This is a genomic window from Pseudomonas sp. 4CAES_32.4 (genome assembly GCF_058136335.1).
Genome location: NZ_CM176882.1, coordinates 2,482,387 through 2,505,396, shown reverse-complemented (window position 1 = coordinate 2,505,396; position 23,010 = coordinate 2,482,387). Strand labels below are relative to the sequence as shown.

At 58.7% G+C, this 23,010-nt stretch carries 19 protein-coding genes; 11 read left to right on the top strand and 8 right to left on the bottom strand.

The genetic code is table 11. From position 1 onward, the window contains the following. The first annotated feature begins 1 nt into the window (after nucleotide 1). From AC3Y64_RS11350 to AC3Y64_RS11330, 5 genes are all read left to right on the top strand, one after another. Nucleotides 2-853: a CAP domain-containing protein gene (locus AC3Y64_RS11350; RefSeq protein ID WP_489987505.1), complete on the top strand. Its 852-nt coding sequence runs from the start codon at nucleotides 2-4 to the stop codon at nucleotides 851-853. A gap of 1,171 nt (nucleotides 854-2,024) precedes the next feature. Next, on the top strand, nucleotides 2,025-3,023 hold the full coding sequence (gene moaA / locus AC3Y64_RS11345; protein WP_489987504.1) for a GTP 3',8-cyclase MoaA: 999 nt from the start codon (nucleotides 2,025-2,027) through the stop codon (nucleotides 3,021-3,023). Between the two features lie 35 nt (nucleotides 3,024-3,058). Then, nucleotides 3,059-3,955 (top strand): bestrophin family protein, encoded by an 897-nt coding sequence (locus tag AC3Y64_RS11340; protein WP_489987503.1) that lies wholly within the window; start codon nucleotides 3,059-3,061, stop codon nucleotides 3,953-3,955. A 985-nt stretch (nucleotides 3,956-4,940) separates the two neighbouring features. Continuing rightward, entirely contained in the window at nucleotides 4,941-6,305 is a 1,365-nt protein-coding gene (locus tag AC3Y64_RS11335; RefSeq protein WP_489987502.1) for a glutamine synthetase family protein, read from the top strand. Nucleotides 6,306-6,453: 148 nt separating this feature from the next. Further along, nucleotides 6,454-7,737 (top strand): NAD(P)/FAD-dependent oxidoreductase, encoded by a 1,284-nt coding sequence (locus AC3Y64_RS11330; protein ID WP_489987501.1) that lies wholly within the window; start codon nucleotides 6,454-6,456, stop codon nucleotides 7,735-7,737. 129 nt (nucleotides 7,738-7,866) lie between these two features. Here AC3Y64_RS11330 and AC3Y64_RS11325 read toward each other — a convergent pair whose 3' ends face one another. Next, entirely contained in the window at nucleotides 7,867-8,652 is a 786-nt protein-coding gene (locus AC3Y64_RS11325) for a DeoR/GlpR family DNA-binding transcription regulator (protein ID WP_489987500.1), read from the bottom strand. 314 nt (nucleotides 8,653-8,966) lie between these two features. Between AC3Y64_RS11325 and AC3Y64_RS11320 the strand changes: the two genes are divergently transcribed. Next, nucleotides 8,967-9,545 (top strand): hypothetical protein, encoded by a 579-nt coding sequence (locus tag AC3Y64_RS11320; RefSeq protein ID WP_489987499.1) that lies wholly within the window; start codon nucleotides 8,967-8,969, stop codon nucleotides 9,543-9,545. A gap of 48 nt (nucleotides 9,546-9,593) precedes the next feature. Here the strand turns inward: AC3Y64_RS11320 and AC3Y64_RS11315 are convergent, their stop codons facing one another. Continuing rightward, nucleotides 9,594-10,616, bottom strand: coding sequence for an AbrB family transcriptional regulator (locus AC3Y64_RS11315; protein WP_489987498.1), 1,023 nt, complete (start codon nucleotides 10,614-10,616; stop codon nucleotides 9,594-9,596). A gap of 162 nt (nucleotides 10,617-10,778) precedes the next feature. Continuing rightward, nucleotides 10,779-11,201 (bottom strand): HD domain-containing protein, encoded by a 423-nt coding sequence (locus tag AC3Y64_RS11310; protein WP_489987497.1) that lies wholly within the window; start codon nucleotides 11,199-11,201, stop codon nucleotides 10,779-10,781. Between the two features lie 166 nt (nucleotides 11,202-11,367). Here AC3Y64_RS11310 and AC3Y64_RS11305 point away from each other — a divergent pair, with 166 nt between their 5' ends. Further along, the gene (locus tag AC3Y64_RS11305; protein WP_158956947.1) at nucleotides 11,368-11,799 is read left to right on the top strand and encodes a hypothetical protein; all 432 of its coding nucleotides are present in this window, start codon (nucleotides 11,368-11,370) and stop codon (nucleotides 11,797-11,799) included. Between the two features lie 535 nt (nucleotides 11,800-12,334). On the opposite strand, the gene AC3Y64_RS11300 is transcribed toward AC3Y64_RS11305, so the two are convergent. The 5 genes from AC3Y64_RS11300 to AC3Y64_RS11280 all read right to left on the bottom strand — a co-directional run bounded on the left by AC3Y64_RS11300 (nucleotide 12,335) and on the right by AC3Y64_RS11280 (nucleotide 18,597). Then, nucleotides 12,335-13,120, bottom strand: coding sequence for a hypothetical protein (locus tag AC3Y64_RS11300; protein WP_489987496.1), 786 nt, complete (start codon nucleotides 13,118-13,120; stop codon nucleotides 12,335-12,337). 25 nt (nucleotides 13,121-13,145) lie between these two features. Next, nucleotides 13,146-13,694, bottom strand: a complete 549-nt coding sequence (locus tag AC3Y64_RS11295; RefSeq protein WP_007950154.1) for a cupin domain-containing protein — start codon at nucleotides 13,692-13,694, stop codon at nucleotides 13,146-13,148. A gap of 498 nt (nucleotides 13,695-14,192) precedes the next feature. Continuing rightward, a complete protein-coding gene (locus tag AC3Y64_RS11290; RefSeq protein ID WP_489987495.1) occupies nucleotides 14,193-15,476 on the bottom strand; it encodes an NAD(P)/FAD-dependent oxidoreductase in 1,284 nt (427 codons plus the stop codon). Between the two features lie 50 nt (nucleotides 15,477-15,526). After that, a complete protein-coding gene (locus tag AC3Y64_RS11285; RefSeq protein WP_064389317.1) occupies nucleotides 15,527-17,017 on the bottom strand; it encodes an aldehyde dehydrogenase in 1,491 nt (496 codons plus the stop codon). Between the two features lie 203 nt (nucleotides 17,018-17,220). Beyond that, nucleotides 17,221-18,597 carry a glutamine synthetase family protein gene (locus tag AC3Y64_RS11280; protein WP_064120847.1) on the bottom strand — a complete coding sequence of 459 codons (1,377 nt, stop codon included), beginning with the start codon at nucleotides 18,595-18,597 and terminating at the stop codon, nucleotides 17,221-17,223. 282 nt (nucleotides 18,598-18,879) lie between these two features. On the opposite strand from AC3Y64_RS11280, the gene AC3Y64_RS11275 reads away from it, so the two are divergent. The 4 genes from AC3Y64_RS11275 to AC3Y64_RS11260 all read left to right on the top strand — a co-directional run bounded on the left by AC3Y64_RS11275 (nucleotide 18,880) and on the right by AC3Y64_RS11260 (nucleotide 22,938). Beyond that, nucleotides 18,880-19,641 (top strand): gamma-glutamyl-gamma-aminobutyrate hydrolase family protein, encoded by a 762-nt coding sequence (locus AC3Y64_RS11275; protein WP_489987494.1) that lies wholly within the window; start codon nucleotides 18,880-18,882, stop codon nucleotides 19,639-19,641. 371 nt (nucleotides 19,642-20,012) lie between these two features. Then, nucleotides 20,013-21,155 (top strand): ABC transporter ATP-binding protein, encoded by a 1,143-nt coding sequence (locus AC3Y64_RS11270; RefSeq protein ID WP_158957210.1) that lies wholly within the window; start codon nucleotides 20,013-20,015, stop codon nucleotides 21,153-21,155. Between the two features lie 29 nt (nucleotides 21,156-21,184). Beyond that, entirely contained in the window at nucleotides 21,185-22,066 is an 882-nt protein-coding gene (locus AC3Y64_RS11265; RefSeq protein ID WP_163005261.1) for an ABC transporter permease subunit, read from the top strand. Continuing rightward, nucleotides 22,063-22,938 (top strand): ABC transporter permease subunit, encoded by an 876-nt coding sequence (locus tag AC3Y64_RS11260; protein ID WP_034155531.1) that lies wholly within the window; start codon nucleotides 22,063-22,065, stop codon nucleotides 22,936-22,938. Before AC3Y64_RS11265 ends, AC3Y64_RS11260 begins: the two co-directional genes overlap by 4 nt. Nucleotides 22,939-23,010: the final 72 nt, after the last annotated feature.

Sequence of the window (23,010 nt, the reverse complement as noted above, 5' to 3'; positions counted from 1 at the left end):
CATGCGCTTCATGCCATCCGTTTTGCGTCTTGCCGCGTTGTCCGTGGGCGTTGTGTTTGCCATCCCGGCGCTGGCCAGCGATGAGTCGCAATTGATCGAGTCGATCAACAGCTACCGCAGTCAGCCGCAACGTTGCGGTTCGCAGGCTTCCAATGAACTGCCACCGTTGTCGGCTGATCCACGGTTGCGGCTGCGGGCCAGCGGTGCTGTCGACCTTCAACAAGCCATGGCCAGCGCCAGTTATCCGATGGTCAATGTGCAGGCGATCACCCTCAACGGCCCGCGTGATGCGGCGTCGGCGATGAAGGCGATACAGGAAAGTTTCTGTCAGGTGGTGCTCGATCCGCAGTTTGTTGACGTCGGTGTCAGCCGCGAGGACCGTGACTGGCGCATTGTGCTGGCGCGGCCGCTGCTGTCGGCCAAGTTGGGCGATGCGCAAAGTGAAGGGCAAAAGCTGCTCAGCGAACTCAACGTCGCCCGCAGCCAACCGCGTCAGTGTGGTGACCAGGCATTCACGGCTGCCGCACCGCTGGCCTGGAACGCGACGCTGGGCACGATCTCTCAGGATCACAGCCGCGACATGGCCAACAACAGCTACTTCGATCACAAGGACCGCGACGGCCGCACTCCCGGTGACCGCGCCGAACTCGCCGGTTACAGCGGCCAACTGGTCGGCGAAAACATCGCCGCCGGGCAAGACACCGTGCACAAAGTCGTCGAAGGCTGGCTCGCCAGCCCCGGCCACTGCGCCAACCTGATGAACCCGCAATACAAAGAACTCGGCGCCGCCTACGCCACCGACCCGAAAAGCAACGCCGGCATCTACTGGACCGCCATGTTCGGCGCGCAGTAACCCAATCTCAAACACACCACAAAACCCTGTGGGAGCTAGCCCTGCTAGCGATGAGGCCAGTCCAGTCAGCATCTCCATCGACTGACCCAACGCCATCGCTGGCAAGCCAGCTCCCACAATGTTCAGCGGTGTTCTCATATTCCCCGGTCCACACAAAACCCCGTGGGAGCTAGCCCTGCTAGCGATGAGGCCAGTTCAGTCAGCATCTCCATCGACTGACCCAACGCCATCGCTGGCAAGCCAGCTCCCACAATGTTCAGCGGCGTTCTCATATTCCCCGGCCCACACAAAACCCCGTGGGAGCTAGCCCTGCTAGCGATGAGGCCAGTTCAGTCAACATCTCCATCGACTGACCCACCGCCATCGCTGGCAAGCCAGCTCCCACAATGTTCGGCGGTGTCGCTACCTTCTCCGACCAACACAAATCCCTGTGGGAGCTAGCCCTGCTGGCGATGAGGCCAGTTCAGTCGACATCTCCATCGACTGACCCACCGCCATCGCTGGCAAACCAGCTCCCACAATGTTCGGCGGTGTTTTTATATTCCCCGGCCCACACAAAACCCCGTGGGAGCTAGCCCTGCTAGCGATGGGGCCAGTTCAGTCAACATCTCCATCGACTGACCCACCGCCATCGCTGGCAAGCCAGCTCCCACAATGTTCGGCGGTGTTTTTATATTCCCCGGCCCACAAAAAACCCTGTGGGAGCCAGCCCTGCTAGCGATGAGGCCAGTTCAGTCAGCATCTCCATCGACTGACCCAACGCCATCGATGGCAAGCCAGCTCCCACAATGTTCGGCGGTGTCGCTACCTTCTCCGACCAACACAAATCCCTGTGGGAGCTAGCCCTGCTAGCGATGAGGCCAGTTCAGTCGACATCTCCATCGACTGACCCACCGCCATCGCTGGCAAGCCAGCTCCCACAATGTTCGGGGGTGTTCTCATATTCCCCGGCCCACACAAAAACTGTGGGAGCTAGCCCTGCTAGCGATGAGGCCAGTTCAGTCAACATCTCCATTGGCGGTGCTTCCCAATCATCCGTGCCAACCACCAATCGAGTCATCGACGGCGTCAATCGATCAGTCACTAACAGTGATTGGACGTCATGGAACGTTGCCCATAACCTACGTTGCCCAACTCTTTCCACAGCGGTTTTCATTCCTGCGAGGCTTTCTTGTCAGAGCGCGTCTTGATCGATGGTTACAACCGCCGCGTCGACTATCTGCGCATGTCGGTGACCGATCGCTGCGACTTCCGTTGCGTCTATTGCATGGCGGAAGACATGCAGTTTCTGCCACGGCAAAAAATTCTGACCCTGGAAGAAATCTTTCAGCTGGCGCAGAGCTTCGTCGCCCTCGGCACGCGCAAGATTCGCCTCACCGGTGGCGAACCGCTGATCCGTCCGGGCGTAGTCAAGTTGTGCGAGCAGATCGCCGCCCTGCCCGGCCTGCGCGAACTGTGCATGACCACCAACGGCTCGCAGCTCGGCAAACTCGCCGCGCCGCTGTTCGATGCCGGTGTCAAACGCCTGAACATCAGCCTCGACAGCCTCGATCCGCAACGCTTCAAAGAAATGACCCGAACTGGCGATCTGGCGCAGGTGATCAACGGCATCGATGCCGCGCGCAAGGCTGGTTTTACCCGCACTAAACTCAATGTCGTGGTGATGCAGGGCCGCAACGATCAGGAGATCAACGACCTGGTCAGCTTCGCGATTGATCGTCAGCTCGACGTCTCTTTCATCGAAGAGATGCCGCTGGGGATCATCAGCGAACACAGCCGTGCGGAGTCGTTTTTCTCCAGTGCGCAGGTGCGGGAAAAGATTGCTGAGCGCTATACCTTGATCGACTCGGCGGAATCCACTCAAGGCCCTTCGCGCTACTGGCGGCTGGCCGAGGCGCCGGAGATTCGCCTGGGGTTCATCTCGCCGCACAGCCACAACTTTTGCGGCACCTGCAACCGGGTGCGGCTCACCGTCGAAGGTCGCCTGCTACTGTGTCTGGGTAACGAGCATTCGGTGGATCTGAAAGCGGTGCTGCGCGCCCATCCGGGGCAACCGCAGCGGCTGGAGAAAGCCATCGTCGAGGCGATGAAACTCAAGCCGTATCGACATAATTTCGAAGTGAACGATGACGTTCAGGTCGTGCGCTTCATGAACATGACCGGCGGCTGATCCGCCACCTCCATGGGTTATCGGAACTGCACAGCATGATCATCAGACCCAAGGTCAATCAGTTCGCCATTCTCTTCACCCTCAAGGGTTCAATCGCCAAACGCATTGCCATGCGCACGCTGATGGTCACCCTGCTCGCCTCGGCCATCGTGCTGGTAGAGATCCTCCATCCGAGCAGCTTCACCAAGGTCAACGCCACGCCGTTTACCTTGCTTGGGTTGTCGCTGTCGATCTTCATGAGTTTTCGCAACAACGCCTGTTATGACCGCTGGTACGAAGCGCGCAAAGCCTGGGGTGAGGTGATCGTGCATATCCGCTCGGTGATTCGCGAAACCCATGTGATTCGCGAGTCGGCCGAACGCAAGCCGTTGCTGCTCAATCTGTGTGGCTTTGCTCATGCGCTGAACGCGCGGTTGCACAAGGAAAGCGAGGCTGATGCGAGCAGTCAATGGATCATGCCGAAACCCGATCCGCAGACCCCGGATTACAGCGCACGCATCCTGCAAACGGTGGGTCAGCAGTGTTCTGATCTGCATCAACGCGGCGAGCTGAGCGAGTGGCGCTACATGCTGCTGGCCAATCACCTGACCAGCCTGACCCAGGCCCAAGCGGTGTGCGAGCGGATCAAAACCACACCGCTGCCGTTTCCCTACACGCTGTTGCTGCACCGCACGATTTACCTGTTTTGCATCCTGCTGCCGTTCGCCATGGCTGAACCGCTGGGCTGGCTGACGCCGTTGTTTACAGCGATTGTCAGCTATACGTTTTTTGGTCTGGATGCGATTGCCGACGAACTCGAAGACCCCTTCGGCCGCGACGAAAACGACCTGCCCACCGATGCACTGGTGCGCACCATCGAACGCGACATCCTCGCCGAACTCGGCGCCGAAGTACCGCCACCGCTGAAGCCTGTGGACTATGTCCTGAGCTAATCCTTAGCTCTCCAAACACCCCAAAACCCTGTGGGAGCTAGCCCTGCTAGCGATTTGGCCAGCACAGCCAGCATCTGCATGCCTGACCCACCGCCATCGCCAGCAGGGCTGGCTCCCACAGGGTTCGGCGTTCACTCCGGTCAATTTGGGAGCTAGCTAGCCCTGCTAGCGATTTGGCCAGCACAGCCAGCATCTGCATGCCTGCCCCACCGCCATCGCCAGCAGGGCTGGCTCCCACAGGGTTCGGCGTTCACTCCGGCCAATGTGGGAGCTAGCTAGCCCTGCTAGCGATTTGGCCAGCACAGCCAGCATCTGCATGACTGCCCCACCGCCATCGCCAGCAGGGCTGGCTCCCACAGGGTTCGGCGTTCACTCCGGCCAATGTGGGAGCTAGCTAGCCCTGCTAGCGATTTGGCCAGCACAGCCAGCATCTGCATGCCTGACCCACCGCCATCGCCAGCAGGGCTGGCTCCCACAGGGTTTGGCGTTCACTCCGGTCAATGTGGGAGCTAGCCCTGCTAGCGATGAGGCCTGAACAGCCAACACCCATCCCGGCTGATCGACCAAATTGTGTGTTCAAGATAATTCACATTGATCGTTTACATGTCCGCGAATTCCCCCTTACTATCCGTGCACACCGGTCGGCGGTAACCATCCCGCCACCGACGTTTTCCGCCAACGGAAACACGCGTTATGAGCACGTCACCACAACAATCAAAATCGTTGAACGTCTCCGCTGTGTGCGCCCTCTGTCACAGGGGTCGCGCATGAATCGCATCGTCAATCTCCCCATGGCCCTGCGCCGTTCCAAGCTGCGTCACTCCGCACGCCCGCCGGATATCGTCCTGCCCGTCTGATCGCGCCCGTTAAAAAAGCCGCGACAGTCTCCCACTTCTTGATATCCCTGCCAGGACAGCCACGCCTTTGCCGCGTCGTGTCCGGCCCGAATCTGCGCGCCTGTGCGGCGCCATCGTGAGTGATCGTTATGAAATTTGCAGCCATCGAAGACGCACGCCTGTTTCTTGAGCAAAACCCCGACATCGACATGATCGAGTTGTTCATTCTCGACGCCAACGGCGTGCCACGCGGCAAGTTGTTGCACCGTGAAGAACTGCTCGCCGTGTATGAAAGCGGGCGCCCCCTGCCAAGCACCATCCTCGGCCTGACCGTGCAAGGTGAAGACGTGGAAAACTCCGGTCTGGTCTGGGACGTCGGCGATATCGACTGCCGCGCCTATCCACTGGAAGGCAGCCTGGTACGTCTGCCATGGCGGCAGATTCCAACCGCCGCCGTGCAAGTGAGCATGCACCCCACCGAGGGCATGCCGGCAAGCATCGCCGACCCACGGCACTTGCTGATCAAAGTCATCGATAGCCTCAAAGCCGAGGGTTTTCACCCGGTAATGGCCTGCGAGCTGGAGTTCTATCTGCTCGACGCCAAACGCGATCACAACGGCCGACCGCAACCGGCGCTGGACGCCGACGGTGGCCGACCGCGACACACTCAGGTCTACGGTTTGCGTGAGCTGGAGCAGATCGAGCCGTTCCTCGCCGACCTCTACAGCGCCTGCAAACTGCACGGTATTCCGGCGCGCACGGCGATCTCCGAATACGCGCCGGGCCAGGTCGAAATCACCCTCGAACACGGTGATGCGCTGGAGGCGATGGATCAAGCGGTGCGCTACAAGCGGCTGGTCAAAGCCGTGGCGCACAAGCACGGCATGCAGGCGACATTCATGGCCAAGCCGTTCGATGACCTGGCGGGCACCGGCATGCACATGCACGTGAGTCTGGCCGATAGCAAAGGTCGTAACTTGTTCGCCTCGGAAGACCCGGCCGGCACCCCACTGCTGCGCACGGCGATTGGCGGCATGCTCGCTTCCTTGCTCGATACGTTGTTGCTGTTCTGCCCGAATGCCAACTCCTATCGCCGTTTCCAGGCCAACAGCTATGCGCCATTGGCGCCGACCTGGGGCGTCGACAACCGCACCGTCAGCCTGCGTGTACCGGGCGGTCCGGCCAACACTCGCCACATCGAGCACCGTATCTGCGGCGCCGATGCCAACCCCTATCTGGCGGCGGCGGCAATTCTGGCCGGCATTCATCGCGGCATTCGTGAAGACCTTGATCCTGGAGCGCCGGTCGAGGGCAATGGCTATGCGCAGGCGAAGGAATTGTTGCCGACCGATTGGCTGACCTCGCTGCAGGCGCTGGAAAATTCGGTGTGGGCGCGGGATGCCTTGGGGCAGGAATTTCTCGGAGTGTATTTGGCGGTGAAGCGTGCCGAGTATCGGCAGTTCATGGCTGAGGTGGGTGAGCAGGATTGGCGGTGGTATCTCACCGAGGCCTGAGAACCAACTTAGACCCTGTGGGAGCTAGCCCTGCTGGCGATTGCGGTGTGTCATTCACCAACCATGTGACTGACAGAGCCTCATCGCTAGCAGGGCTAGCTCCCACAGGGGATTGCACTCCGAATTCGAATTCTGTGTGGAAAATAAAATGACCGAACGCTGCAATTCCTACTACACCGCCACCCTCAACCAGGACACCGACTACCCGACCCTGCAAGGCCGGCACAGTGTCGACGTGGTGATCATCGGCGGCGGTTTCACTGGCGTCGCCACGGCGGTAGAACTCGCCGAAAAAGGCTTGAAAGTCGCCATCGTCGAAAGCAACAAGATCGGCTGGGGCGCCACCGGGCGCAATGGCGGCCAAGTGACCGGCAGCCTCTCCGGTGACGGCGCGATGCGCAAACAGATGCGCGCGAAACTCGGCGATCAGGTCGATGACTTCATCTGGCACCTGCGCTGGCGCGGCCACGAAATCATCAAGCAACGGGTTGAGAAATATGCCATCCAATGTGACCTCAAACACGGTCACCTGCACGCCGCCTACAAGCCCAGCCACATGGCCGATTTGCGCAAGGATTACGAAGAAGCCGTACGCCGCGGGCTGGGCGATGAGGTCAGCCTGCTCGACCGCAGCCAGGTGCGCGATTTGCTGCAAAGCGAGCTGTATCACGGTGCGATCAAGAACACCCGCAACATGCATTTGCACCCGCTCAACCTGTGCATCGGCGAGGCACGGGCGGCAGAAAGTCTTGGTGCGTTGATCTTTGAAAACAGCGAAGTGCTGGAGATCATTCACGGCGAGACACCGGGCGTGCGCACCGCTCACGGGCAGATCGACGCCAAGCAAGTGATGCTGGCCGGTGATGTTTATCACAAGCTCGAACCCGAAAAACTCAAGGGCAAGATTTTCCCGGCCATGGGCGGCATCGTCACCACCGCGCCGCTCGGCGATCTGGCGCGGCAAATCAACCCGGAGGATCTGGCGGTGTACGACTGCCGCTTCGTCCTCGACTACTACCGCCTCACTGCCGATGGCCGTTTGTTGTTCGGTGGCGGCGCCAACTACAGCGGCAAGGATTCACGGGACATCGCCGCCGAACTGCGCCCGTGCATCGAGCAAACTTTCCCGGCGCTCAAAGGCGTACAGATCGACTACCAGTGGAGCTGCGCGATGGGCATTGTCATCAACCGCATTCCGCAACTGGGCAAGCTCTCCGACAACGTCTGGTATTGCCAGGGTTATTCGGGGCACGGCATCGCGACGACGCACATCATGGGTGAAATCATGAGCCGGGCGATCACCGGGCAGATGGAGCAGTTCGACACGTTTGCCCAGTGCCAGCACATTCGCGTGCCGATGGGGGATTTGCTGGGGAACCCGTTGTTGGCAGCGGGGATGTGGTATTACCAGATGCTCGAAAAGTTGCGTTGATTGCACTGGCCTTATCGCTGGCAAGCCAGCTCCCACAGGTTTTAGTGGTGTACAGGGATTTCGTGTCCGCCACGGACATTGTGGGAGCTGGCTTGCCAGCGATGAGGCCCTCAAATCCACCACAAAACCTCAATCCGCCAACTGCTCGACCACAATCCCCAACCGCCGATAATCCTCGACACTCCCCGACGCTACATGCCGCTCGGTAATCAGCATCTGCAAGCGCGTGCACGGCCCCACCACAAACGGCTCCACGGCTCCGAGCTTGTCCGCCGACGTCACCGCAATCACTCGCGCGGCACCCTCGAGCATCGCCTGCTTCACAGGCACTTCATCGAAATGCACCGAGGTTATGCCCACCTCCGGATGAATCGCGCAGACCCCGGTGATCGCCAGATCCGCCCGGATCCCCGCCAGTAAACGCAACGCCTCATGCCCACCCGCCGCCATCGTTCGCGGGTTCAACTGACCGCCGGCAAGAATCACCTTCACGCCTTTGAATTCCGACAGGGCAATCGCCGTCATCGGCGAAGCCGTCACCGCCGTGATGCTGATATCTGCACGCAACGACCGCGCGACCTGCAAAGTAGTCGAGCCGGAATCGAACAGCACAATCTGCCCGTCCTCAATCTCCTGCGCCGCCCGTTGCGCCAGGCGGATTTTCACCTCATCGGTCTCGTCCAGCCGCGTGAAGTAATCCTTGCCGGAATCCTTCGGACGGGGCAACGCCCCGCCATGCACGCGCTGCACGAGGCCTGCGGTATCCAGTTCGGCGAGGTCGCGGCGGATGGTGTCTTCGGACACTGCAAAGTGCTGGCTCAACTCCGACGCCATGACTTTGCCGTCACGTTCGAGGAGCAAAAGGATTTTCTGCCGGCGCAGGGATGGCAGTTCGACTGCGGAATGATCGTGCATGGTTATGCCTGTTTATGCTTGTAATTGCAGGTTTCTGCGAGACTAGCGAAAGCCTCTGCCAAACACAAACCGGCGGACATCAATTGTTTCGATCATTGGAATCAACAAGCCGAATTTTTTCTTTGCTTTCAACCTGTTCAGAATGGCCGCACTTCTAAAGGCTCAGGATGGACACCTCATGAATCTCAATTTTGCGTTTGCGTGCATGATCGTTGTGTCGTTTGCGGTGGCGTTGGGGCACGCGTAATGGGTTAATGGACAGAAGGTCAGCAAATAATTAGTTTGGACGTCTCACCGCTAACAAGGAGAAGGTAATGCGACAACCCGTCCGCAAGTTGACACTGGAGAATATCGATTCGATAACGACAGTTTTTCATCAAGAACTTGCCGTCATCGGAGAGTCAATCGCAGGAAAAACGGGCGTGGCATTGATGCTGGCGTTAAAGAGAGATCGCTTGGGCCACGGTCCTTATCCGGGCGTCTCTTTGTTCGAAGCAGCCAACAGAATTATGTCTGACTTAGTGATCCTTCATGGCATTGCAGCCCTTCTAAAGGACAAATACTTCCCTTTCGATGAATACCTTGTTGAATTTGGCAATGAGAACCGAAACAGATTCGATATTTGCGCGAATACGCAAAATTTAAGCTTGGCGGGTGAAGCATTTAATGCAGCACCGTCCTTCTTCCCCAACAAAAAGCGCACAGCTTTAAAAAAGCTGCGCAGCAACGCTTTGGAAGAAAATTACAAAATCATCATGTTCAATGCTGAAGCTTGCTCAGGAAAAGGTTTGAAGCCTGAAACAGATGGTACTTTCCAAATTGCGGTTGATATCGCCACTGGTTTGGTAAGCATTACGCCTCCTCCTACTTCAGCAGCATTAGCTGTCGAATGATTTGATATTCAGATCTCTTCGGCTCATCGAACCTGAATGAATTGCGATTTACACCTCTTCCCGCGCCCGCCGCACCTGCACCAACAACGCCGGCGCAAAATGCAGCAACACCATCCGGCTCAAATGATGCGTCAGGATAAACACCACATTCAGCCCACCACCAAACGCGACGATCGCAATCGTTTCAATCGCCCCCGGCATGTACGCCAGCCATAGCGACAGCGGATCACTGCCCAACCAGCGCGCCGCCACTTCAGCGAATACCGCAGCAACCACGATCATCACACTGACTGAAACCAGCGCCGTGCGCCCATGCCGCCCCAGTTCCGCGAAGCCCAGGCCTTGAAAGCGTGATCCTATCCGCACACCGAGAATCAACGCCGCGAGATTCAAACTCCAGTCGGGCATGTGAAAGCCGTGTAGCCATCCCGATTTCACAAACACCGCCGTGATGATGATCGCCGTGAGCATGAACGGCGCCGGGACGCCGATCACCAGCAGCAAGCGTCCGAGCAGTACGCTCAACGCGATCACCGAAAATGCGGTCAGTGCCATGCCCGTGGTCAATGGATCACCATCGGCAACGCCCACCGCTGCGGCTTGGCCAGGAATCAGGAAACTCACCAGCACGGTGATCAGCAGCAAGCGCATCAGGTGCACGATGATGACCTTGCTTGAAGCCTTTTCAGACTCAAGCAAATCGAACACCGCCGCCAGTGCGCCGGGGTAAACCGCCAACAGCGCATCGGTGCGATTCCAGCCAGCGCCGCGTGTAAGCCACCATGCTGCGAGCGCGATTTGCACGGTCAGGCAGATCAGCAACACGCCGAGGCTCGGCAACATGGTCGAGGCTGTCGCGCTGTCCCACGCTTCGAACATCAGCCCGGTGGCGATGCCGAGTGTGACCTGGATGAAGCCCAGTCCATAGGGAGTTGCCGGTGCGATACCGGTTTTACTGGCGAACACTGCGGTGACGATGATCGAGCCCAACAGCAGACCGTGGGGTACGCCCTCGAACTGCAACAACGCGCCGAAACCGGCGGCAATCAACACACATAGAATGGATTTCATAGTCGCCTTCCTGGCTATTTACCTGACACACCACAACCCCGCGTAGGAGCTGCCGAAGGCTCGGGCCGCGATCGGACGATCTTTTGACTTTTGTTTTTAAAAGCAAGATCAAAAGATCGTCCGATCGCGGCCCGAGCCTTCGGCAGCTCCTACACGGGTAATTTATGCGCGCAACCGTCCAATCGCGCGACGGTATTTCTCGATCCGTTCCAGATCCTCCCAACTCGGCGAGGCAATTCGCGAGATATCGCTGTTCTCTTCCAGATCCGCCAGCTTCACCACTCGCCCAATCGGGTTCTGCGCGGCGCGGTCAACGAAGTCTTCATAGGATTCGCCCGGCACTTTGGTCACGGACTCGATAGCGCTCAGAACCTCTTCGCTGAAGCCTTCCTTGCGTAAATCTTCGAGGCTGATGCCGCAATCCTCAACCACATCGTGCAGCACGGCGACAATGCGCTCTTCCAGCGTGCTCATGCGCAACATGACTTTCAGCGGATGCAGAATGTACGGCACACCGCCCTTGTCGACCTGCCCGGCGTGGGCCGTGGCGGCGATGGCGATAGCGCGTTCGAGGGTTTGGGTCATAGGCAATATTCCATTCCTTGGGCGCTTAATATTTCCGATTGTTTCGCAGTGTATGCGACGGGAGCAAATCAAAAACCCGATGGAACCTCCCTGCTCCGCACAATCTCGAAACTGTATCAGCGCCAAATCATCGATCAGACACGGCGCCATTGGAGAGGAAAGCCCGATGAACATTCGATTCCTGCTTCTGATCGCCACTTTCGCCGTCATCCCCACCTGCGTCATGGCCGAAGGCTGCGACGTGCAGACCCAATCCTCCAGCGCCTCCGTGCCGTCGGTCGAAAGTCACAGCTGTTATGAATACGAAGGCATGCCGGTGAACTCGATTGACTGGTCGTGCAGCAACGAGAGCAAAGACATGCTCAGTAGCACCAAGAACAAGGTCGAACATTGCGCCGACCACTATCAGGCCTCGTGCATCGCCACCATCACCCAGGAGTCCTTGGCGAATCCGCACTCCACCAGCAAAGACAAGAATGCCAAAGCGCTAAACATCCCTGACAACGCTCAAGTGACCACGTATTACTACGACGTGGAGCATTTGGCTCAAGCGCGGATTGATTGTGAGAATGGTGGCGGGCATTGGAAGGCGAAGTGAACATCTGGCATGCATGAAAAGCCCGGCTCAAGGCCGGGCTGTTTGATGCACGCCATTAACTAGCTGCCGCCTCCGCTGCCGCCACCGCTGCTACTGCCTCCGCCCTGACCCGCACCACTTGGTTTGGAACCAGCTGGCACCGGCCCATTATCGGTTTTACCGCCATCCGCGCCTGGGGGCAGCGCATTGGCGTCCGGATCGGCATTGGTAGAGGGCGAAGCTGGCTCACGCGTCTGGCTGCTGCCATCGTTCGCCGTTGGAGTGGACGTCTCCCCAGCCGCAACTGCATATAGCGAACTGCCGGAGAGGAGCGCCGCGAGTGTAAACACCGCAATTTTATGGTTCAGCATGGTGGCTTTTCCTTTGCTGGGTGAGTTACAGCATTGGAAGAGCGGCTCGCGTGAAGGTGCGGTGTATCGGATGAATGGTCATGGTTTAATGGAATAAAACCCAGGCCTGTTCGGGCATAGACTCACTGGATAGCTCGTGCGAAGGGATCAAAAACGCCCACATAGCATTGGCCTTTCGCAGGACATTATGAAATGACCAAGCCTCTATTGGGAATCTGGTTGGCGTTTGCCATTTGGCGCTCTCTTTTGGCCGCTCGCAGGCACCACTTTTTTTGGGCCAATTGGATTTTCCCTGAGCAATACATCCTCTTAGCCGCATCATTTTCCAACTTGTAACGCGTCAATTCCTCGTCACGAGAATCCTCGGCAATCAATCGATCCAGGGTGATTTTCAAACGAGAAAAATGCACGGACGGATGTTTCTTCTTTAAGGAGCGCAAGGTGATCGTGTTCTGCTTTACACCCCATGTTGGCAGGACGAAAAACTCCCAGTTATTCAAATCTCGAATTTCCCGGGTCTCCTGGGCGTCGTCCTTGAAGTGAGCAAGGACGTAAAAATCAGACCAGCGCCGGTAGAGTTCGACCGCTTTTCCATACTGCTTGGTTACGTAGTTATTCCACACGTATCCTTGGCGAGGCTCTAAATCAAACACTACCTGCTTGCTACTGCTGGACGTAGATTTAACTTCAATACCCCAGCCGAAGCGGGTGCTGTGGCAATGCGGTTGAAAGTGCGCGGAAAACTCCCTGATACCCCTTCCGTACGTCAGATCGACCACATCCCAATCTTTACGAGTCTGGTAGTTCGCCGCCAAAGTTCTGTCCGAACTCAAGGCCAGGTAGACCAGGTATTCCGCCAGATTACCGCGCATGGTTGGCGATTTCAGGTCGGCATAACACCACCGCCAGGCATTCAACAAAGTTGTGCCAGCACTGTAGGTATTTGTGAACGGCGAATGAAGCTCAAGCATAAAACTCAATCATTCCATGGAGCTTTTAAAAGTTAGCCGGCGTATTCGCACTAATAATCTCAGCCTCATCCGCCCCGATATTGCGGAACTTATGCGGCAGCGTGGTCGGAAAGTAATAGCCATCCCCCGCATTCAACACACTCACCGACCCATCCACGGTCAACTCCACCGTACCACGCGTAACCAGCCCACACTCCTCGCCCTCGGCGTGAACGATTGGCTCTTCCCCGGAACTCGCGCCGGGGGCGTATTGCTCGCGCAGCAAGCGCATCTGCCGGCTGGGCACGGAGGCGCCGATCAGCAGCAGGCGCAGGCCGTGGCGGCCGAGGTCGGGTTGTTCGTTGGCGCGGAAAACGTATTGGTGTTCGCGCGGCGGTTGGTCGAAGGTGAAGAAGTCGGCCAGGGACATCGGTATGCCTTCGAGCAGCTTTTTCAGGGAGCTGACGGAAGGGCTGACGCGATTCTGTTCGATCAGGGAGATGGTGGCATTGGTCACGCCGCTACGCCGGGCCAGCTCGCGCTGGGAGAGTTTGTAGCTTTCGCGTACTAGTTTGAGTCGAGAACCCGTATCCATGACAGCCTTATGTGAGAACGACTTAAGGGCGATGGGGGTGGGTGGCGGGTGACGCGCCGAGGGCGCGGATCACGTTGCTCCCGTGTCCCGGAACCGTGAAAGGCGGCTATTAAATCACGTTTGCCGGTGTTGCTCAGCAGGTTCGATGGACGGTGGGTGAAATGAGCCTGCCGGTGGTAAATCTGGGCTGAATACAAAATCTGTGGGAGCTGGCTTGCCAGCGATTGGTTGGCCTATTCAACATCCCTTTTGCTGAAAGACCGCCATCGCTGGCAAGCCAGCTCCCACAGGTTTTGTGGTGTGTCAGTAAGTGTGATAGCGCCTTCACGGGCGCCATCGCTGGCAAGCCAGCTCCCACAGGTTTTGTGGTGTGTCAGTAGGTGTGATAGCGCCTTTACGGGCGCCATCGCTGGCAAGCCAGCTCCCACATTTGAATATCTGGGGTGTTGCGATAAGAAAAACCGGCGGGGTCTTGGGGGCCGCCGCCGGGGAGGTAACTTAAATGCCGAAGCGGTCGCGCAGCGAGTAGTACACGGCGCCGAGGGCGGTCAGTGGGGCGGAGAACGTGCGGCCACCGAGCATTGGCATGTGCGGCAGCGAGGCGAAAGCGTCGAAGCGTTCGGCGTCGCCACGGATCATTTCCGAGATCAGTTTGCCGGCCAGGTGCGAGCAAGTGACGCCGTGACCGCTGTAGCCCTGCATGTAGTAGGCGTTTTTTTCGATGCGACCGAATTGCGGCATGCGTGACATGGTCAGCAGGAAGTTGCCGGTCCAGCGGTAGTCGATCTTGACGTCTTTGAGCTGCGGGAAGGTCTTGAGGATCTTCGGGCGGATCAGTTGTTCGATGTCGTCCGGTTCACGCGCGCCGTAGACTACGCCGCCGCCGTAGAGCAAGCGGTTGTCGGCGGTCAGGCGGTAGTAATCGAGCAGGTAGTTGCAGTCTTCGACGCAGTAGTTGTTGGTGACCAGACTGCGCGCCTGCTTTTCGGTCAGCGGTTCGGTGACGACGATCTGCGAGCCGCACGGCATGCTTTTCGCGGTGACGCGGTTGTCCAGACCTTGCGGCAGGTAAGCGTTACCGGCGATCAGCAGGTACTTGGCGCGCACCAGGCCTTTGGCGGTGCGCACGGTGATCGGCTCGCCGTAGGTGATTTCCACGGCAGCGGACTGTTCGTAGATCTTGCCGCCCAGACGCACGATGGCGGCGGCTTCACCCAGTGCCAGGTTCAGCGGGTGAACGTGACCGCCCTGCATGTCGAGCAAGCCGCCAACGTAGGCGTCAGAGCCGATTTCGCGACGGATGTCGGCCTCATCGAGCATCTTCAGATTGCGGTTGCCGTAACGTTCCCAGTTGCGCTTTTGCTCAGCCAGACCGTTGAGTTGTTTCTTGTTCATCGCTGCGAAAATACCGCCCGGGCGGTAGTCGCACTTGATGTCGTATTCCTTGATGCGCGAACGGATGATGTCGGCGCCTTCGAAGATCATGCTGCCGAGAATTTCCGCAGTCTTGTCGCCATAGCGCTCTTCGATCACATCGACGTCGCGGCTGTAGGAGTTGACCAGTTGACCGCCGTTGCGACCGCTGGCGCCGTAGCCGACTTTCGCGGCTTCGAGCACGGTCACTTTGTAGCCGGCCTCGGTGAGGAACAGCGCCGAGGACAGACCGGTGTAGCCGGCGCCGATGATGCAGACATCGCAATCCACCGCTTCTTCCAGAACCGGGAAGTCGATGACTTCGTTGCGGGACGCTGCGTAGTAGCTGTTCACGTGTTGCTGTTTCATACGATTCTCCGATGGCCGCCAGACGCTGGCGACCGCCGCTGTAAAAAGAGTTAGAGCTTGATCCAGGTCGCTTTCAGCTCGGTGTACTTGTCGAACGCGTGCAGCGATTTATCGCGGCCGTTGCCCGACTGTTTGAAGCCACCGAACGGTGCGGTCATGTCGCCGCCGTCGTACTGGTTGACCCAGACGCTACCGGCACGCAGGCCACGCGCGAAGGTGTGCGCCTTGCTGAGGTTGCTGGTCCACACGCCGGCGGCGAGGCCGAAGATGCTGTCGTTGGCGATCTGCAACGCTTCTTCCGCGGTGTCGAAGGTGATCAGCGACAGCACCGGGCCGAAGATTTCTTCCTGGGCGATGGTCATCGCGTTGGTCACGCCGTCGAAGAGTGCCGGTTGCACATAGAGGCCACCGGTTTCTTCGAGGGTGCGTTGGCCGCCGGCAATCAGCTCGGCGCCCTGCTCGCGACCGATGCTGATGTAGCGCAGGACGTTGTCGAGTTGACGCTGATCGACCACGGCGCCGACGGTGGTCGCCGGATCCAGTGAATGACCCGGTTTCCACGCTTGCAGCGCTTCCACCAATAGCGGAATGAACTGCTCGCGGATCGAACGTTCGACCAGCAAGCGCGAACCCGCAGTGCAGACTTCGCCCTGGTTGAACGCAATGGCGCCGGCCGCTGCTTGTGCTGCCGCGCGCAAGTCCGGTGCGTCGGCAAACACCACGTTCGGGCTCTTGCCCCCTGCTTCGAGCCAGACGCGTTTCATGTTGCTTTGGCCGGCATAAATCATCAGTTGCTTGGCGATCGCCGTGGAGCCGGTGAAGGCCAGCACGTCGACGTCCATGTGCAACGCCAGCGCCTTGCCAACGGTGTGGCCGAAGCCTGGCAGGACGTTGAACACGCCTTTCGGAATACCGGCATCCAGCGCCAGTTGGGCGATGCGGATCGCCGTCAGCGGCGACTTTTCCGAAGGCTTGAGGATGAACGAGTTGCCTGCTGCCAGCGCCGGAGCGAACTTCCAGCTGGCCATGATCAGCGGGAAGTTCCACGGCACGATGGCCGCGACCACGCCGGAAGGCTCGCGAGTGACGAGGCCGAGTTGGTCGTGCGGTGTGGCGGCGACTTCGTCGTAGATCTTGTCGATGGCTTCGGCGCTCCAGCGGATCGCGTTGGCGGTCGCCGGGATGTCGATGCTCATCGAATCGCTGATCGGTTTACCCATGTCGAGGGTTTCCAGCAGCGCCAGTTCTTCCTGGTTCTGCAGGATCAGATCGGCGAAGCGAATCAGAATGCGCTTGCGCTCGGCCGGGGCTTTTTTCGCCCATACGCCGGATTCAAAAGACTGACGCGCGACTTCAACGGCGAGGTTGGCGTCGGCTTCATCGGTGCTGGCCACGGAGGCGAGGAAACGGCCGTCGACGGGGCTCAAGCATTCAAACGTGTCGCCACTGATGGCCGGGCGGTATTCACCGTTGATGAACGCGCGGGCTTCGATGGTCAGGGACTGGAAGCGTTGTTCCCAGTCGTTGCGGGTCGTTGTCATTGTTGTGGCTCGACAAGGGGGGAGAAATTGGGTGATTGCCGAAATGCCGACAATCTTCACGACCTGTCCAAAACCCTGTGGGAGCGGGCTTGCCCGCGATAGCGGTGGGTCAGTCGCCTTCAATGCTGAAGGTGACGGCCCCATCGCGGGCAAGCCCGCTCCCACAGGTATTGGTGGTGTGCATCAGGAATCGCAATGAGTCGTTAAACGGTATGCAGATACCAGTTGTACTCAAGGTCAGAGATCGAGTTTTCGAACTCGGCCAGCTCGCTTTCCTTGCACGCGACGAACACGTCGATGTACATCGGGTCGATGTAGCGGGCCATGACTTCGCTGTCGTCCAACTCGCGCAGTGCGTCGCGCAGGTTGTTCGGCAGGCTCTGTTCGTTCTGCTCGTAGCTGTTGCCTTCAACCGGGGCGCCCGGCTCGATCTGGTTGGTCAGACCGTGGTGAATACCGGCCAGCACCGAAGCCATCAGCAAGTACGGGTTAGCGTCGGCACCGGCGACACGGTGCTCGATGCGCACGGCGTCCGGCGAACCGGTCGGTACACGCACGGCCACGGTGCGGTTGTCGATGCCCCAGCTCGGCGAGTTCGGTACGTAGAACTGCGCGCCGAAACGGCGGTACGAGTTGACGTTCGGGCACAGGAACGCCATTTGCGCAGGCAGGGTCTCCAGCACACCGCCGATCGCGTGACGCAATGCGGCGTTCTGCTCGGGATCCTCGCTGGCGAAGATGTTGTTGCCTTCTTTGTCCAGGATCGAAATGTGCACGTGCAGACCGTTGCCCGCCTGGCCCGGATACGGCTTGGCCATGAAGGTGGTGTCCATCTCGTGGTCGTAGGCGATGTTCTTCACCAGACGCTTGAGCAGGACGGCGTAGTCGCACGCTTTGATCGGGTCGGAGACGTGATGCAGGTTGACTTCAAACTGCGCCGGGGCGCTTTCCTTGACGATCGCGTCAGCCGGGATGCCCTGCTCTTTCGCGCCTTCGAGGATGTCTTGCAGGCAATCGACGTATTCGTCGAGATCGTCGATCAGGTACACCTGAGTCGACACCGGACGCTTGCCGGAGACCGGCGAACGCGGCGACTGCGGACGACCGTTCACGTTGTCCTGATCGATCAGATAGAACTCAAGTTCGAACGCTGCACAAATCGTCAGGCCGAGGTCGTCGAATTTGCGCACGACGTTAGCCAGCACTTCACGCGGGTCAGCGAAGAACGGCTGGCCTTCGATCTCGTGCATGGTCATCAGGAGTTGTGCGGTTGGGCGCTTCTGCCACGGCTCGATGCTCAGGGTGCCGGGGATCGGGTAGCAGATGCGGTCAGCGTCGCCGATGTCCAGACCCAGGCCGGTGCTTTCCACCGTGGAGCCATTGATGTCGAGGGCGAAGAGCGAGGCCGGCAGGTTGATGCCTTTCTCGTAAACCTTATGAAGACTGGTGCGTTCGATGCGCTTGCCGCGCACCACACCGTTCATATCCGCAATCAGAAGGTCGACGTACAAAACCTCAGGATATTTCTTAAGGAATGCGTTTGCTTCGTTGAGTTGAACGGTACGCAGAGGGACCGACATGATGCACCTATTTAGCTGTTAATTATTATGTTCACTGCTGTTTCGCCGAGCCAGTCAACCCGAACGGCAAAGTGAAGTCAATAGCGAACAGATGACCGCCAAAGGTTTATTTTCCGGGCTTTTTTTAACACCTGCGTGCCAATACAGGCGCCAAAGCCCCGAGAATCATGAAGATATGATGAACGGCGTTTAGAATTTTTTACATGGCAGTTGTTAATTAAAATAAACGCGGATAAGCTCCGGAAAAGCTCGTTCAAGTGTCAAACTTCGAGGTGAATAAAAATGGCATTCAAGCCATTGATCGGCGTTACTGCGTGCGTCAAACAGATTGGCCTGCACCCCTATCACATCAGCGGCGACAAGTACGTACGTGCTGTCAGCGTTGGCGCTAACGGGTTGCCAGTGGTCATTCCTTCCCTTGGCAACCTGACCGAAATCGAAGACCTGCTCGGTCAACTCGACGGTCTGCTGCTGACCGGCTCGCCCTCGAACGTGGAACCCTTCCACTATCAAGGCCCGGCCAGCGCCCCCGGCACGGATCACGATCCGGCGCGGGATGCCACCACCCTTCCTTTATTGCGTGCAGCCATCGCGGCGGGCGTTCCGGTGCTCGGCATTTGCCGTGGCTTCCAGGAGATGAACGTGGCGTTCGGCGGCAGCCTGCATCAGAAGGTGCACGAGTTGCCGGGCATGCTTGATCATCGCGAAGCCGACAGCCCGGAACTCGCTGTGCAATACGCACCGGCCCACGCCGTGACGGTATTGGGCGGCGGCGTGTTCGAGGCGCTGGAGTTGCCGGGCGAGTTCCAGGTCAACTCGATTCACAGCCAGGGCATCGACCGCCTCGCTCCCGGCCTGCGTGCCGAAGCGGTGGCGCCGGACGGTTTGATCGAGGCGATCTCGGTCGAGCACAGCCCGACCTTCGCCCTCGGCGTGCAATGGCACCCGGAATGGCAAGTGCTGGACAACCCGAACTACCTGAAGATTTTCCAGGCGTTCGGCGCGGCATGCCGGCAGCGGGCGGCGCGGCGCAACCAGCGCTGACCCCAGCGAAGAATACCTAACGATTTACTGCCCCCACGGACGTCGGGTGTGCCTGCGCACATCCAGCATCCGAGAACAACAACACCCGTGATAACAACAAGTACGACCCAGGCAGCCAGGACGGCGGCGCCGAACAAGCCGGATCGGTAAGTGCAATACCTGTCACAACAATGCAAAACCCTGTGGGAGCTGGCTTGCCAGCGATGAGGCCATCACCTTCAACATTAATGGTGACTGACCCACCGCCATCGCTGGCAAGCCAGCTCCCACAGGGTATTGCGGCGATTCGACCGGAGCAGCGCTTACAGGCTTGCAATCCACTTAAGCCCGGCCACGTTGGCCAGGCGACTGAAACATGTTGGGAGTTTCACATGGCAAACGCCTCCAGCACTTACAGGAAGGCTCTTGAGGGTCATCAGCAACCGAAAAAGGTTCTGGTGAAAGTCGATCGTGTCACCAAGAAGTTCGACGAAACCACAGCAGTGGACGATGTGTCCCTGGAGATCCATCAGGGTGAAATCTTCGCTCTGCTCGGCGGCTCCGGTTCGGGCAAATCGACCCTCCTGCGCATGCTCGCCGGTTTCGAGCGCCCGACTGAAGGGCGGATTCTGCTCGACGGCGTGGACATCACCGACATGCCGCCCTACGAGCGGCCGATCAACATGATGTTCCAGTCGTACGCCTTGTTCCCACACATGACCGTTGCGCAGAACATCGCCTTCGGCCTCAAGCAAGACCGTTTGCCGGCCAGCGAAATCGACGCCCGTGTCGATGAAATGCTGCGCCTTGTACACATGACCCAATACGCCAAACGCAAGCCGCATCAACTGTCCGGCGGCCAGCGTCAGCGCGTCGCCCTCGCCCGCTCGCTGGCCAAACGTCCGAAGCTGTTGCTCCTCGACGAACCGATGGGTGCGCTGGATAAAAAGCTGCGTTCGCAGATGCAACTGGAGCTGGTGCAAATCATCGAGCGCGTCGGCGTGACGTGCGTGATGGTGACCCACGACCAGGAAGAAGCCATGACCATGGCCGAGCGCATCGCGATCATGCACCTCGGCTGGATCGCCCAGATCGGCAGCCCGGTCGACATCTATGAAGCGCCGGTCAGCCGTATGGTCTGCGAGTTCATCGGCAACGTGAACGCCTTCGACGGCACCGTGGTGGAAGACCTTGAAGGTCACGCAATCATCCACAGCCCGGACTTGCAGCAGAAGATCTACGTCGGTCACGGTGTCAGCACCTCGGTGCAGGACAAGTCGATCACCTACGCGATCCGTCCGGAAAAAATGCTCGTCAGCACCACCCAACCCGAGTTCCGCTACAACTGGTCCGAAGGCAAGGTGCATGACATCGCCTACCTCGGCGGCCACTCGGTGTTCTACGTCGAACTGCCGGGCGGCAAAATCGTCCAGTCGTTCATGGCCAACGCCGAACGCCGTGGCGCACGTCCGACCTGGGACGACAAGGTCTACGTGTGGTGGGAAGACGACAGCGGCGTGGTACTGCGCTCATGAAAACCTTCAATCAGCAATTCCTGCGCCTGGTGCCCAGCGGACGAAAACTGGTCATTGGTATCCCGTTCATCTGGCTGTTCCTGTTCTTCATGCTGCCGTTTTTCCTGGTGATGAAGATCAGTTTCTCGGAAGCCGCGCTGTCGATCCCGCCGTACTCAGAGATCTACACCTACGCCGAACAGAAATTCCAGCTGCTGCTGAACATCGGCAACTACACCATGCTCGGCGAAGACGAGCTGTACCTGTCGGCCTATCTCGGTTCGCTGAAAGTTGCGGCGCTGAGCACGATGATGTGCCTGCTGATCGGTTTCCCGATGGCCTACGCGATCACCAAGACCGGCAAGGAAACGCAAAACGTCCTGCTGCTGTTGATCATGATGCCGACCTGGACCGCGATCCTGATCCGCGTTTACGCGTGGATGGGCATCCTCAGCAACAACGGTTTGCTTAACGCGTTTCTGATGTGGACGGGGCTCACTGATCACCCGATCGAGATCCTCAACACCAACACGGCCGTGTATATAGGCGTGGTTTACGCCTACCTGCCGTTCATGGTGTTGCCGCTCTACGCCAACCTCGTCAAGCACGACGGCAGCCTGCTGGAAGCCGCGTCTGATCTGGGTTCGAGCAACTTCAACAACTTCTGGAAAATCACTGTGCCGCTGGCCAAGAACGGCATTATTGCCGGCTGCATGCTGGTGTTCATTCCAGTGGTCGGTGAGTTCGTGATTCCGGAATTGTTGGGTGGCCCGGAGACGCTGATGATCGGTCGCGTGCTGTGGCAAGAGTTCTTCAATAACCGCGACTGGCCGGTAGCGTCCGCGCTGGCGGTGGTGATGCTGTTGATCCTGATTGTGCCGATTCTGCTGTTCAACCGCAGCCAGGCCAAAGAGATGGAGGCACGGGGATGAAACGCTTCGGTTTTTCCAAGTTCATGCTGATCTTCGGTCTGATGTTCATTTATCTGCCGATGCTGATTCTGGTGATCTACTCGTTCAACGCATCCAAACTGGTGACGGTGTGGGGCGGCTGGTCGGTGAAGTGGTACGTCGGTTTGCTCGACAACACGCAACTGATGGGCTCGGTGGTGCGCTCGCTGGAAATCGCCTGCTACACCGCGATTGCCGCTGTTGCACTGGGTACGCTGGCGGCGTTCGTGCTGACTCGCGTCACGCGCTTCAAGGGTCGCACCTTGTTTGGTGGTCTGGTGACTGCGCCGTTGGTGATGCCTGAGGTAATCACCGGTCTGTCGCTGTTGCTGCTGTTCGTGGCGATGGCGCAGCTGATCGGCTGGCCGCAGGAACGTGGCATCGTGACGATCTGGATCGCTCACACCACGTTTTGTGCCGCCTATGTGGCGGTGGTAGTCTCCGCGCGCCTGCGGGAGCTGGATCTGTCGATAGAAGAAGCGGCGATGGATCTCGGTGCGAAGCCGTTCAAGGTGTTTTTCCTGATCACCATTCCAATGATCGCGCCGTCGCTGGCAGCGGGCGGGATGATGTCGTTTGCCCTGTCGCTGGATGACCTGGTGTTGGCGAGTTTCGTTTCCGGGCCAGGTTCGACCACCCTGCCGATGGAAGTGTTCTCGGCGGTGCGTCTGGGCGTGAAGCCTGAAATCAACGCCGTGGCCAGCCTGATTCTGCTGGCGGTGTCGCTGGTGACCTTCCTGGTCTGGTACTTCGGCCGCAAGGCAGAAGCCAACCGCAAACGGGCGATTCAGGAAGCGATGGATCAGACCGCGAACGAGTCGTGGCAGCAGCCGCAACAAGCCGCCACCGCATAACCCTGTAGGCGCTGCGGCACGCTGCGATCTTTTGATCTTGATGTGAAAGATCAAAAGATCGCAGCCTCGTTT